The following is a 13,532-nucleotide window of genomic DNA, read 5'->3' on the forward strand; positions in this document are numbered from 1 at the left end:
ATTAGTCCTGATTAACCAACAAATGAGGTAATTGTGCAATGGATAAACTAGCTCAATACCGTCAATACGTTCAGACATTAATCACCCGTTATGCCGAAGATGATGTTTCCGATGATGAAGTCGAAGTGCAACTTATCTGCGACACAGAACGAGATCATTATCAGTGGATGAATGTCGGCTGGGAACACCTTAACCGAATTTATCGAAGCATCATTCACATTGACATCAAAGATGGAAAAATCTGGCTTCAGCAAAATTTAACCGACCAAAATCCAGCGGAGGAATTAGTTGCAATGGGAGTGCCAAGAGAGGATATTGTTTTGGGATTGCAACCCCCATACAAACGACCGTATACTGACTACGGTGTAGCGTAAATAGTTGACAGTTGACAGTTGACAGTTGACAGTTGACCCCTTCGACTACGCTCAGGGCACAGCAGTTGACAGTCTATTCTTATGGTGCGCCAGTCTTAAGATTACTAAAAAAACTTAGGGTTTCCCTACTGACCGAATAGCAGGGGTTTGAAGCACCAGCATGAAGGCAGATTGTGATAAGAACGGAGTTTAAATCTCCATTCTTATCAATTCGCTGTCAACTGTCAACTGTCAACTGTCAACTGTTTATTGAGCCTTAACGCATTTCAGCATCCGCAAAGTAGCCGCGGCTGCGTAATTGCGCTTTGCAGAATCATCGGGAGCAAAACGAGTTCCAACTTCGTTAACAGCGGAAGCAACAGAACAATAAGCAGACATTTGAGTAATAATCGCAGCAGCCCAATGATTTTGAGTGTCTGAAAAAGTTTTAGGCGGTTCTTTTCCAACTAAATTTGGCTGCATTCCCCGCGCCGACAAACCAAATTCTGATGCTCTCCGCAGCACCGCCATCAATTCAGCGCGAGTCACTGACTGCATGGGTTTAAAAGTTCCATCTTGATAGCCACTAACTATTTTATTGTCCCGCGCAAATTGCACTTTTCCGGCACTCCAGCGCGTGCTATCAACGTCGCTATAAGGACGAGTAGAAACATTGTTAGGAAATGTGATGTTAGCACCTTGGATTCCTTTCAATGATTCCAATACTAAAGATACCAATTGCTCTCGCGTAACGGCAAGCTGCGGCCGAAATGTATTATCTTGAGCAAAGCCGGCGACAAACCCAAGGCCCACAGCTTCTTTAATTTCGGAAGCGTAGATATCGCTAGCAATATCTCCGAATGTAGAAGAGCCAGTATTGCCTCCGGTATTTCCTCCGGTATTTCCGCCAGTATTACCTCCGGTATTTCCGCCAGTATTTCCGCCAGTATTTCCGCCAGTATTTCCGATTTGTCCCGGTGCGGCTTGACTGCTAGTGAAATAAAAGTGACCTAATACTTTCCCTTGATAAGTTCTTTTACTAAAGCGCCAAGCGGGATCGAGAGTGATTTTCATAAAGCCGTTAGTATTGCCGTTGGTGCGGCCGATAATTATCGGTTGAGCGTTAGGATCGCTGGGAATTCCCATTAATACCACATTGCCATCAACATTTTGCAATATTAGGCTGTATTTTAATGCTAAATCGGTGCCGGCCATGCGAATGGAAAAGCCGTTGCTGTCTGTGGCGCGGCCGCAAATGCCGGTGAAGTCAAAAGTAGCTAATAACGGATCGACTGTCACGGGATTAGAACCGCTTTCGCTCCAGCACTTCCGTCTGTCTGTGACTTGTTCTACAATAAGCAATTGGTAGCCGGTCAAACCGCCCGGTTGGGCGATCGCAATTACTCGATCTTGGTTAATTTCGGTTTCGTCAAAAGTATATGCTTTCGCCGGAGCGATCGCCCCGAGTGTTAAAATTGCTGAACCGACAAAGGCGGCCGCTGCTCGTACCAGTGAATGTTTCATAGTTTTTCCCTATTTACCCCTTATTTTGGTCAGACATCTCTAGAAGATGAAAAGGTCGCGGTCTTAAGACAACAAGATAGAATTTTACCATTTGTTGTTCCAGCGATCTCAAGTGCGATCGACTCCGGTTAGATCGGATGATATCGTTTCCGGTTGCATCGGAATGATTTAACCGCAGAGGGCGCAGAGGGCACAGAGAGAGAATAGAGAGATTAATACAGGACGATGCTACCGGATTTGATATGATACTGCAATGCGATCGTTAATGCGGTGTTACGATCGCGAGCTCTTAAGCTCGCACTATAGGAAACATATTATTATTCGGATGCCTGTGGAAACGATATTTATTGCCAGAAAGAGCGCAACATACAAAAAAAACGGTGCGTTAACAAGCCTGTAACGCACCCTAAAACAAATATTGAAAACGTGCTTTCTCTAGCTAGCGGAACATACTGCTAACAGAACTATCTTCGTGAATCCGCCAAATAGTTTCGCCCAGCAAATTCGCTACCGAAAGCACCGTCAACTGCTTGAATCGGTTCTCTTCAGGTACGGGAATTGTATTTGTAACAATTACCTCTTCCAAAACTCCGCTAGACAAACGCTCGATCGCCGGAGGTGAAAAAACCGCATGAGTAGCACAAGCATATACCTGTCTCGCACCCTGGCGGCGCAACAATCTCGCGCCTTCGGTAATCGTCCCCGCAGTATCGATCATGTCGTCCACCAACACGGCAGTTTTGCCTTTGACATCCCCGATGACGTTCATCACTTCAGCGACGTTGTGAGCTTGGCGGCGCTTGTCAATAATTGCTAGGGGAGCATCGCCAAGCTTTTTCGCAAAAGATCTCGCCCTGGCGACTCCGCCCACATCCGGCGAAACGACGACAATATCTGTCAACTTCTTGCTCGCGAGATAATCCAACAGCACTGGCGAACCGTAAACATGATCGAAAGGAATGTCAAAATAACCTTGAATCTGAGCTGAGTGCAAATCCATCCCTAAAATGCGATTTGCTCCAGCTTCAGTAATCAAATTAGCTACCAGCTTTGCAGTAATTGACTCTCTGCCGGCTGTTTTGCGATCGGCTCTAGCATAGCCGTAGTAAGGAATCACAGCAGTAACTTGTCTTGCTGAAGCGCGGCGACAAGCATCGATCATAATTAATAATTCCATGAGTCGATCGTTCACCGGACAGCAAGTAGGCTGAATCAAGTAAACATCGCAACCCCGAATCGATTCTTGAATTTGAACGTAGAGTTCCCCATCAGCGAACCGCTTGCGAACCATCGGCCCCAAATCGATCCCCAAATAGCGAGCCACCTCTTGGGCGAGGGGAACATTAGCAGAACCGGAGAACAGCCGCAGACGGTCGTGAGCGGAAACCGGCGGCTCGGGAAACGGAAGCGGTAAAGTAGCAGAACGGATCACAGCAGGCCTCTTGCAAGACGTTTATTTAACCGCCATCTTACCATCGGAAATTAGAAATGTTCAGCCAATATTTGGAGAGATTTAACTTTCGGGGCGGCCGCAAGTGTTAACTTAGGCGAACTGAATAGAAGTTGCACAAATATGTCGGATAAACAGGGTTTATGGCTGGCTGTGTGCAGGCAGAAGCGCGATCGCACTTCTGTCTCAATACGGTTCACTTAAGGTTTGTTTGTCATTGCTGTCCTCGCGACGCAAACGAGCGCGTCTGTTTGTCACATTCTTTTTCCCCGTGGACTATCAGTGAACCGTATTGACTTCTGTCTGTGCGTCTCAAAATTGTGCCGACAGTCTATTTGGGGCCCAGACTTGAAGTGCAGCCGCTCAAAATTCGGTCAAAGGCCGAAAGCCACCGGCTTCAAGGTGATAAAAATGCCACCAACAGGCAATAAACTTGCAAAATACTGTAAAAAAAGTTAAGAATCGGAAGCATACTCCTGATTTTTGATATAGCAAAGCAAGGTAAAAATCGATGAGCTTAAGAGAACGGATTGACGCAGAAATCAAAGCAGCGATGAAGTCCAAGGACAAAGTTCGCTTGGAAACTGTTCGCGGCATCAAGAAAGTTATTCTGGAAAAAGAAGTCAGCCTCCGTCCCTCGGGGCAAGAGACGCTGACAGAAGCTCAAGAATTGGAAATTTTGATGCAGATAGCGAAACAGCGCCGGGATTCGATCGACCAATACCGCAAAGGTGGCCGCGAGGACTTAGTGGCACAGGAGGAGGCGGAGTTGGCAATTCTGGAAGAGTATTTGCCGGCGCAGATGTCTGACGAAGAGGTAAGTCAAGTGGTTGACGAGGTGATTGCTTCGGTGGGCGCTACTTCTGCCAAAGATATGGGCAAGGTGATGGGCAAGGCTATGCAGCAGCTTAAGGGCAAAGCAGACGGTAACAGAATTCAAGAGATGGTAAAAGCAAAGCTTAACAGTTGACAGTTGACAGTGGACAGTTGACAGTTGGTAGAAGTCATTAGTCAGCAGTCAACAGTCAGCAGTCAGCAGTCAGCAGTCAACAGTCAACAGTCAACAGTCAACAGTCAACAGTCAACAGTCAGCGGTCATTAGGAAGAATGTAGCAGCCTGCTAATTTTTCGCCTTTGCGATCGCCCAAAAAAACCGCAACTATGGGGCAAACCCCTCCGGGGGAACCCCTGATTTTCGATCGCCCGCTTGCGCCTAATTTCTCAAAGTTGCTCAAAAAGAAGTAAAATGCTAACTTTCATCGGGACTGGGAACTACAGACAGTGAAGTACGATCTTGAGCATTAAAGATTTAACATTCTAAGTCTGCCAGCGATCGTCTATTTTTTGACAGTTTCTACTTAAACTTATGCAGCCACCTATTGCTATTGGAACTCTCCTACAAAACCGCTACCGCTTGGTGAATATTTTAGGTCAAGGGGGATTTGGCCGGACTTATTTAGTAGAAGACGAGGGGCGGTTTAAAGAACGCTGCGCCCTCAAGGAATTGATTCCGATGCAAAGCGGGCCTTACGTTTTGGAAAAATCGAAGGAATTGTTTCAAAGAGAGGCGGCAATACTTTACCAAATTGCCCACCCGCAAATTCCCCAGTTTCGGGCAATATTTGAAGAGAATCAACGTTTGTTTTTAGTGCAGGATTACGTGGAAGGGATGACTTACCGCGAACTGTTGCTCGATCCTTCTACAAGCCGCACTTTCAGTGAAGCAGAAGTCTTAATATTTATCCGGCAAATGCTGCCGGTACTGGCTCACATCCACGCCCGGGGCATCATCCACCGCGATATCTCGCCAGAAAATATCATCCTCCGTGAAAACGATAAGTTGCCGGTACTGATTGACTTTGGAGTGGTGAAAGAACTCGCTACCAAAGTTCAGTCTCCCGAAGGAACAGCCCACGCGACAACTGTGGGTAAAATTGGCTACGCGCCGATGGAACAATTGCAAAGCGGGCGCGCAACGGCCAGCAGTGACCTGTATGCTTTAGCTGTAACGGCGATCGTCCTGCTGACGGGCAAAGAACCGCAGGAATTGCTGGATCAAACAACGCTACAGTGGAATTGGCAGCAGCAAGTACAGGTGAGCGCTGGTTTGGCTTTGGTGCTGAATCGGATGTTAAATCGCTCTCCGGGCGATCGATATCAATCTGTCAGCGAAGTCGCTCAAGCACTCGACACCCAAACTAATTCTAACCCTCAATCTAACGCGCCAACTGCACCACCAGCATCAGCAGTCGTCCAGTCAAATCCTTCGCTAATCGCAACGGTAGCCGTGGGGAGACCACTCGAATCCGAGCCGGTGGTGCCCCTAAGTCCCGGCCCGCAAAACCAGCCAGATCCGCTAATTGAGCCTGCTGGTGGCTCTTTGTGGGATAATCCGGTTGCTGCGATCGGACTGCTAACAGGCTTAGTCATCTTGACAGGCTTCGGTTCCTGGGCATTAGTAGGCTCATTTCTCAACAGCAAACCGAAGCCCACAGCCACTCCGACAGCGCCATCAGTCATAAGTCCGACGCCGAGACTAACTCCGCTTCCAACCCCGGAACCTTTGCCAACTCCAACCCCGGAACCTTTACCAAGCCCAACTCCAGAACCTTCGCCAAGCCCAACTCCAGAACCTTCGCCGGAAATCACACCAGAACCTTCGCCGGAAATCACCCCAGAACCTTCGCCGGAAATCACACCATCGCTACCACCTGAACCAACACCAGCGCCAGAACCCACGCCAACACCTGAACCGACACCCGCGCCAACTCCCGCGCCGAAACCCACACCCGCGCCGACTCCCGCACCCAAACCGACTCCCGCACCGACTCCCGCACCCAAACCGACTCCCGCACCGACTCCCGCACCCAAACCGACTCCCGCACCAACTCCCGCACCAACTCCTGCACCAACTCCTGCGCCGTCACCAACTCCTGCGCCGTCACCAACTCCTGCGCCGGAACCAACTCCTGCGCCGGAACCCGCACCGACTCCTGCGCCTTCACCGGAACCCGCACCGACTCCTGCGCCTTCACCCTAGTTCTGGCAAAATTCCTCTAGACTTAAGTTGAAGCCAATTACTTACTAGCTTTTGCCAATGAACTCGCTGCTGATTGCTGGAACTGATACTGACGCGGGCAAAACTGTTTTGACCAGTGCTCTGGCTGCTTATTGGCAAATGTATTTTCCCGATCGCAGTTTGGGAATTATGAAGCTGTTGCAAACCGGCACGGGCGATCGAGAACTCTACACCCGTTTATTTAGCCTCGACCAATCCCCCGAAGAACTCAATCCGCTGCACTTTAGCGCGCCTCTAGCACCACCGATTTCTGCCGAACGCGAGGGGAGAGCGATCGAACTCGAAAAGGTCTGGACGGCGCTGCAAAGCCTCACTGAGCGCAAGAATTTTGTGCTGGTGGAGGCTTTGGGAGGGCTGGGTTCCCCTGTAACGCGGGAACTGACGGTGGCGGATATTGCCCGAGATTGGCGGCTGAGGGGCGTTTTGGTGGTACCTGTGAGGTTAGGTGCGATCGGGCAAGCTGTAGCGAATGTTGCCCTCGCCAGACACACGGGCTTTCAGCTTAGAGGCATTGTCCTTAATTGCCCTCAAGCTTGTTCCGAACAAGAAATTGCCGATTTTGCGCCGATCGATTTAATCGAGTCTCTGACTCAAATTCCAGTGTTGGGTACTTTGCCACATTTAGACGATCCAAATGACCTGAAAAAATTAGCAGCATCAGCATCAGAATTAGATTTAGAGCGGTTGTTACATGGAGTTAATTTGGTTTCTCAGACTGCTAAATAACCCCATTCTCAACACCTCTGTTGCTCAATCTTCTCTTTCTCTGTGTACTCTGCGCCCTCTGTGGTAAAACATCTTAGATTTTATTTTAACCGCAGAGAGCGCATTTAACCGCAGAGAGCGCAGAGAGCGCAGAGAAGGAAAAGAGAGTTTTACAAATTATTTAACTGGTTCCCAGGTAAAGAGTAAAACGAGTAAACAACTAACAAATAACAACTAACAAATAACAACTAATATGGTTTCTACTGTACCGAATTTAACCGATTTCGATTTATCTCAGTTGCGGCTGGAGATTAGAAGTTTGCAGCCTCAGCTAGTCGAATGGCGCCGCCGCTTGCACCAAAAACCGGAGTTGGGTTTTGATGAGAATTTAACAGCCCAGTTTATCTCGCAAAAGTTGCAGGAATGGGGAATTGAGCATGAAACTAATATTGCTAAAACGGGTGTTGTCGCAACTATTGACAGCGGGAAGCCGGGGCGAGTTTTGGCAATTCGAGCGGATATGGATGCTTTGCCGATTCAAGAGGAAAATGAGGTGGATTATCGATCGCAGCATGATGGTATTATGCACGCTTGCGGTCACGACGGTCATACTGCGATCGCCCTCGGGACAGTTTGTTATCTCGCCAAGCACAAACACAGCTTTTCGGGTAAGGTAAAATTCATTTTTCAGCCCGCCGAAGAAGGCCCGGGTGGCGCCAAACCGATGATTGAAGCCGGAGTTTTGCAGAATCCTGACGTTGAGGCGATCGTCGGCTTGCATTTGTGGAACAATCTACCATTAGGCACTGTAGGCGTCCGCAGCGGCGCCCTGATGGCGGCTGTAGAAGTTTTTGACTGCACGATTTTTGGCAAGGGCGGGCACGGTGGAATGCCACACCAGACTGTAGATGCGATCGTCGTTACAGCCCAAATTGTCAGCGCCCTACAGGCAATTGTCGCACGGAACGTTAACCCGATCGACTCAGCGGTAGTCACAGTCGGCAAATTCCACGCAGGGCACACCCACAACGTCATCGCCAACACCGCCCAAATCGGCGGCACAGTGCGCTATTTCAATCCCATATATCAAGGTTATTTTCACAGGCGAATCGAGCAAGTAATTGCCGGAATTTGTCAGAGTCACGGCGCCAATTACCAACTAGATTATTCTTCGATTTATCCACCAGTTATCAACGATTCAAGCATGGCTGACTTAGTACGCAGCGTGGCTGAATCCGTTGTGGAAACTCCTGCGGGAATAGTCCCAGAATGTCAAACAATGGGCGGGGAGGATATGTCATTCTTTTTGCAAGAAATCCCCGGCTGCTATTTCTTTTTAGGTTCCGCAAATCCCGAGAAAAACTTGGCTTACCCGCACCACCACCCGCGTTTTGATTTTGACGAAACTGCGTTGGGGATGGGTGTAGAAATGTTTGTGAGGTGCGTAGAAAAATTCTGTGGTTAGAGTAGAGTCGGTGGTTGAAACCGCGTCTATACAAATAAAACCTGCCTCCGCAGGTTGAAGAATCAAAGGTTAAAATTACGTTATTCAGCAATTAGACTCGGCGGTTGAAACCGCGTCTATACAAACAAAACCTGCCTCCGCAGGTTGAAGAATGAAAGGTTAAAATTATGTTATTCAGCAATTAGACTCGGCGGTTGAAACCGCGTCTATACAAATAAAACCTGCCTCCGCAGGTTGAAGAATCAAAGGTTAAAATTACGTTATTCAGTCCGCGTCGGCGGACATTGTTTGTGTAGGAGCGGTTTCAACCGCCGACTCTAACGAACCGGGTTATCTCGTTTGAAAGATATTCTGCACCATTTTCTTATCCACACTCGCCGCCGCCTTATCCAATTCTGCAATCTCCCCCGAATTCAACTCCCAGCCCAAAGCACCAATATTATCCATCGCCTGCGCCGCCGATTTAGCCCCCGGAATCGGAATAGTTTCTTTGCAGATGCACCAGTTGATTGCTACCTGCGAAACAGTCTTGTTTCTGAACGCCGCTATTTCTCGCAAACAGCCCAAAAGCGATCGCATTCCCGGCAATAATTGCTTGCACGCCAAACCTCGGATACCTTTAGGAATAGAGCCATTTTCCGAATATTTTCCAGTCAGCAACCCCAAAGCTAAAGGACTGTAAGCAATCAATTTTATCCCCAATTCATCGCAAACATCTTTCAATCCAAGTTCTGTTACTGGATAAGTAGAAAGTAGCGAATATTGCACTTGTAAAGTCACAATAGGAACTTGGCGCGAACTAAATCTTTGATGCACCCATTTCAACCGTTTCGGCCCGTAATTAGATAAACCCACTCCCTTGACCAATCCTTGCTCGTAAAGGTCTGCCAAACCGTCCAAAAGAGCCCCCTCTTGCCAAGGTGCATAATTGGCTGTAGACCAGTGCATTTGCACTAAATCTACATTCTTTCCGAGGCGCGAAGCCGAGGCTTTTCCAGCAGATATCATGGATTGTCGCGTCAGTCTCCAAGGATAAGCCGCTAGTTTTGTCGCTATACAAATATTGTCTTGATTTGCACCTTGATATTGTTGGGAAAACTGCCCCAAAAGTTGCTCGCTGCGTCCGTTTAATTTCCCGGTTCCGTAGGAATCACCTGTATCAAATAAGGTGACACCATTGTTAACGCAAAGATTGAACGCGGCTTGCAATTCCTCGTCCATACTTTCATCGTAACCCCAGAGTAATCTGTTACCCCAAGCCCAAGTGCCGCAGCCCATTTTTGGTAATACAATTTTTTGATTAGTTGACATTTTTATTGATGATTAATGATTGATATTAGGGTAAGGTATACTGAACAAGTGACCGGGGATGCTCGCACTCGTTCGTCGTTACCAAAGTATCTCACCAGCCCCTCACACGCGAGCGGGGACGGCACTAGGAAGAGACTGAGGAATGATATTAATGATATTATTTTCGCTTACATCCAAACAATAATTTTCCGCTCTTAAGTGCGAGCGTCCCCGCTCGCGTAACCTTCACTCCCCGCTCGCGTAACCTTCGCTCCCCGCTCGCGTAACCTTCACTCCCCGCTCGCGCAACCTTCGCTCGCGAGCGCTGGAATATCCCGATGTAACCGGATTTGATATGAGGACTTTTTACTTTTTAGATGTGGTTGGTGAGGGCGAAGGTGGGCTGTTTTTTGTAGGTTGATTGGGCTTAGCTTTGGGGTCTGGTTTGGCTGGGGGCGGCGGAGGAAAAGTTGCCGCGCGTCTCGGTATTTGTAGCGCTGTGCGGAATGCAGAAGACGGGAAGAAGGCGCTAAATTGAGAAAGTCGATCGCCCATTGGTTCGGGTGCATCTTCCCACAAGCTTTCGTAGTAGAAGAAAGCGGCACCTAAGCCGTATTGTTGGACTGCTTGCACCTGGGATTTAATTTGCCCTATCGCTACTGGACGATTTCTTAAACCTGTCATAATCCCAACTCCAGTGGGAATTTTTTGCTGTGCTTCTCGCATTTCTGGACGGTTAATCTTGTCCACAAATGATTCTAGATTGGGACGGTACACTTGCACGATCAGTTCGTCGGCAATATCCAAACGCACCCAAGCCAGCCAATCTTGGAGGTGATGTTTGTAAGCAAATTCGTAGTAATTGGGAGAAATTGAGAAAATTGCCTTGGGTTTTGCTGCTTTGACGGCTTGATTTAGTTGGGACATAAAAGCGGTGATTTTATTAGCTCGCCACTTCACCCATGCTGCGTCTTGAGAGTCGGTTGGAGGTGCTTTTTTGGTTTCTTTGGTATACAAAGCCACTGTGTATTCGTCATAGCCAAATTCTGAGGGCAAACTCATATGGTCGTCGAATTGGATGCCGTCGGCGTTGTATTGGGTGGTGATTTCTAGTACGAGTTCGGTAATAAATTTCTGGACTTCGGGATGAAAGGGATTGAGCCAAACTACTTCGCCGCCTGCACCGTTTGATGTTTGACTGCCGTCTTGTTTTTGTGTCAGCCAATCGGGATTGTTTAAGGCTAATTCTGAGGTGGGAGGAGTCATAAAACCAAACTCAAACCAAGGAATTACTAGCAGCCCTTGACGGTGAGCTTGAGCGACTAAATCTCCGATCATATCTTGTCCGTCTAACCCTCTATAAACAAAGGGTTGAATGTCTCTTTGCTGGGCGACTGGGCTGGGATACATTGCATAGCCAGAGTTCCAGACTACGGGATAGATTGTGTTAAAATTTAATCGCTTTAATTGGCTGACAGCCTCGGCTACTTTGCGCCTATCTCTGAGGATGTCTTTGTCGTTTGTCGTCATCCAAACTCCGCGAATTTCTTGGCGGGGTTGCTGGGCGATCGCGCCGATCGCATTATTGACCAACAATACTATAATGAATGAGAGGGCAAACAGCAGTGGGAACAAACGTTTAATCGATCGCGACCAACTGCGAGGAATGATCCGTAATGTCATAATTTTGAATGGTGAGTTAGCTTTCAAACACACCCCGGCATAATTTGGCGATCAAATTTGCTCGCTCTACAGTCTACAGCCATTTGCGCTGAATGTGCGATCGTACAATCGCTGAAAATCTGCGATGTAGGCGGGGGGTAAGTGAGAGCATTTTGTCAAAAGTGCTGGCCAATCTTAATTACACACCGCCAGCTCTCCTGACCGGACAGTCCTGTCTGCGGAAGTGCGAGTGCTGTACAATATCGGGGAAAGGAATATTTCGATCGAACATCTGTAATTGTGAAAGATTTAGTCTTAATTGGTGGCGGTCACAGTCATGCTATTGTATTGAAAATGTTCGGCATCAAACCGCTGCCCTCCGTGCGGTTGACTCTGATTAGCGATGTCCTGTACGCGCCCTATTCGGGGATGTTGCCGGGACACGTTGCCGGGTTTTACGATTATGATGAATGTCATATCGATTTGCGATCGCTCGCCGAATTTGCCGGGTGTCAAATATTGGTCGATCGGGCGATCGCGATCGACTTTAACAAAAATTTAGTAATTTGTCAAACCAGCCCTCCAATTAACTTTGACGTGCTGTCTGTGGATATCGGCAGCACTCCCGCGACTATATCAGTTCCAGGTGCGGCAGAATACGCAATTCCAGCTAAACCCGTACCGGAGTTTTTAGCTAGCTGGAATCAGTTAATCTCTGCAACGCAAAACTATCCAAAAAAAACTGTACGAATCGCGATTGTTGGTGGCGGCGCGGGCGGCGTAGAATTAGCATTGAATATGCAATCTCGTCTTGCGAAGGAAGAGGAAAGAAGGAAGAAGGAAGAAGGAAGAAGGAAGAAGGAAGAGGGAAGAGGGAGGTTCGGCAGCGGATTTTGTAACGGATGGATTTTAAAGGAGAGAGGAAAGTTTAAGCAGGAAGAAGGATTAGAAATTAATTTGTTTCATAGCGGTGCTGAATTGATGCCTGCACATAACAAACGGGTTCGCCGCCGCCTGAAAGAAATTCTGATTAGTCGCGGCATTCAACTGCATCTAATGGAAAAAGTTAGTGCTATAGAAAAGCAAGAAATGATGGAAATAACATCCGATTCTCAATGCCCAATGCCCAATGCCCAATGCCCAATGCCCAATGCCCAATGCCCAATGCCCATTTACCAAATATACTGTGAATCTGGTTTGAAGATTGAGTGCGATCGCATTTTTTGGGTGACACAAGCATCCGCCGCCCATTGGATCGGAGAATCTGGTTTAGCAACTGACTCAAACGGCTTTATGCAAGTCAACGATTGCCTGCAATCAGTCTCTCACTCCAACGTATTTGGGGCTGGAGACATCGCGGCGATGGTTAATTATCCCCGTCCCAAAGCAGGGGTGTTTGCTGTGCGTCAGGGCAAACCGCTGTTTGAAAATTTGCAGCAGTTTTTATTGGCAAAACCGCTGAAACCCTTTGCACCACAGGAAAAATATTTAGGCTTAATCGGTACTGGGAATAAAAGGGCGATCGCATCTCGCGGATCGTGGATGTGGGAATCAGCGCTACTGTGGTACTGGAAAGATTGGATCGATCGCCAATTCATGCAAAAATTCAGTAATCTACCCAAAAAACAGCAATAGTAAATCGAAATACATTCAACTATAATCTTCTCTTTTATTCTCTTACTCTGCGTACTCTGCGCTCTCTGCGGCTAATAAAAAAAGTTCATTTAGTTGACAGTTGACCGCTTGACAGTTGACAGGTAAACACAACTACCGTCAGAGGAGCGAGTGATTTCGTGGTTTGACTGCTCTTCTATCCAATCAGTACACCACGAAAGCCAGCATTTTGTCAAGACACCTGCTACAGATACATATCAAATCTGCATGGGATTTCCGATATTATGGCAGCGGGCGCTTTGAAAGTGCGATCGACTGAAGGAGGCACCCTTGGCACCCAGGAGACAAACCCCCCGTGTAGGCGCGCGATCGACTTTTTTAAGTTTATTG

10 protein-coding genes are annotated in these 13,532 nt (G+C 47.8%); 6 read left to right on the plus strand and 4 right to left on the minus strand.

Annotation, left to right across the window (positions count from 1 at the left end; all coding sequences use genetic code 11):
- Positions 1–38: 38 nt before the first annotated feature.
- Positions 39–374 carry a XisI protein gene (locus JGK36_RS20545; RefSeq protein ID WP_293175798.1) on the plus strand — a complete coding sequence of 112 codons (336 nt, stop codon included), beginning with the start codon at positions 39–41 and terminating at the stop codon, positions 372–374.
- A 246-nt stretch (positions 375–620) separates the two neighbouring features.
- Here JGK36_RS20545 and JGK36_RS20550 read toward each other — a convergent pair whose 3' ends face one another.
- Positions 621–1,877 (minus strand): DUF3747 domain-containing protein, encoded by a 1,257-nt coding sequence (locus JGK36_RS20550; RefSeq protein WP_293175800.1) that lies wholly within the window; start codon positions 1,875–1,877, stop codon positions 621–623.
- A 439-nt stretch (positions 1,878–2,316) separates the two neighbouring features.
- A complete protein-coding gene (locus JGK36_RS20555) occupies positions 2,317–3,309 on the minus strand; it encodes a ribose-phosphate pyrophosphokinase (RefSeq protein WP_293175802.1) in 993 nt (330 codons plus the stop codon).
- A gap of 529 nt (positions 3,310–3,838) precedes the next feature.
- Here JGK36_RS20555 and JGK36_RS20560 point away from each other — a divergent pair.
- The 4 genes from JGK36_RS20560 (at position 3,839) to JGK36_RS20575 (ending at position 8,576) form a co-directional block, all read left to right on the plus strand.
- On the plus strand, positions 3,839–4,297 hold the full coding sequence (locus JGK36_RS20560) for a GatB/YqeY domain-containing protein (RefSeq protein WP_293175804.1): 459 nt from the start codon (positions 3,839–3,841) through the stop codon (positions 4,295–4,297).
- A 396-nt stretch (positions 4,298–4,693) separates the two neighbouring features.
- Positions 4,694–6,367 (plus strand): serine/threonine-protein kinase, encoded by a 1,674-nt coding sequence (locus JGK36_RS20565; protein ID WP_293175806.1) that lies wholly within the window; start codon positions 4,694–4,696, stop codon positions 6,365–6,367.
- Positions 6,368–6,424: 57 nt separating this feature from the next.
- Positions 6,425–7,132 carry a dethiobiotin synthase gene (gene bioD / locus JGK36_RS20570; protein ID WP_293175808.1) on the plus strand — a complete coding sequence of 236 codons (708 nt, stop codon included), beginning with the start codon at positions 6,425–6,427 and terminating at the stop codon, positions 7,130–7,132.
- Between the two features lie 232 nt (positions 7,133–7,364).
- Complete coding sequence (locus JGK36_RS20575; RefSeq protein WP_293175810.1) at positions 7,365–8,576, plus strand: M20 family metallopeptidase; 1,212 nt, start codon at positions 7,365–7,367, stop codon at positions 8,574–8,576.
- A gap of 330 nt (positions 8,577–8,906) precedes the next feature.
- Here the strand turns inward: JGK36_RS20575 and JGK36_RS20580 are convergent, their stop codons facing one another.
- Both JGK36_RS20580 and JGK36_RS20585 read right to left on the minus strand, forming a co-directional pair.
- Positions 8,907–9,887 carry an aldo/keto reductase gene (locus tag JGK36_RS20580; RefSeq protein WP_293175812.1) on the minus strand — a complete coding sequence of 327 codons (981 nt, stop codon included), beginning with the start codon at positions 9,885–9,887 and terminating at the stop codon, positions 8,907–8,909.
- Positions 9,888–10,232: 345 nt separating this feature from the next.
- Entirely contained in the window at positions 10,233–11,549 is a 1,317-nt protein-coding gene (locus JGK36_RS20585; protein WP_293175814.1) for a glycoside hydrolase family 10 protein, read from the minus strand.
- A gap of 279 nt (positions 11,550–11,828) precedes the next feature.
- On the opposite strand from JGK36_RS20585, the gene JGK36_RS20590 reads away from it, so the two are divergent.
- Positions 11,829–13,163 (plus strand): FAD-dependent oxidoreductase, encoded by a 1,335-nt coding sequence (locus JGK36_RS20590; protein ID WP_293175816.1) that lies wholly within the window; start codon positions 11,829–11,831, stop codon positions 13,161–13,163.
- Positions 13,164–13,532: the final 369 nt, after the last annotated feature.

It is taken from the genome of Microcoleus sp. PH2017_35_SFW_U_B, assembly GCF_020737865.1.
GTDB lineage: Bacteria > Cyanobacteriota > Cyanobacteriia > Cyanobacteriales > Microcoleaceae > Microcoleus.

Excerpts from the sequence above, each read along its gene's own strand:
- JGK36_RS20580 (WP_293175812.1), bottom strand. The coding sequence starts at position 9,887 with ATGTCAACTAATCAAAAAATTGTATTACCAAAAATGGGCTGCGGCACT.
- JGK36_RS20585 (WP_293175814.1), bottom strand. The coding sequence starts at position 11,549 with ATGACATTACGGATCATTCCTCGCAGTTGGTCGCGATCGATTAAACGT.
- JGK36_RS20575 (WP_293175810.1), top strand. The coding sequence starts at position 7,365 with ATGGTTTCTACTGTACCGAATTTAACCGATTTCGATTTATCTCAGTTG.
- JGK36_RS20545 (WP_293175798.1), top strand. The coding sequence starts at position 39 with ATGGATAAACTAGCTCAATACCGTCAATACGTTCAGACATTAATCACC.
- JGK36_RS20560 (WP_293175804.1), top strand. The coding sequence starts at position 3,839 with ATGAGCTTAAGAGAACGGATTGACGCAGAAATCAAAGCAGCGATGAAG.
- JGK36_RS20565 (WP_293175806.1), top strand. The coding sequence starts at position 4,694 with ATGCAGCCACCTATTGCTATTGGAACTCTCCTACAAAACCGCTACCGC.
- JGK36_RS20550 (WP_293175800.1), bottom strand. The coding sequence starts at position 1,877 with ATGAAACATTCACTGGTACGAGCAGCGGCCGCCTTTGTCGGTTCAGCA.
- bioD (WP_293175808.1), top strand. The coding sequence starts at position 6,425 with ATGAACTCGCTGCTGATTGCTGGAACTGATACTGACGCGGGCAAAACT.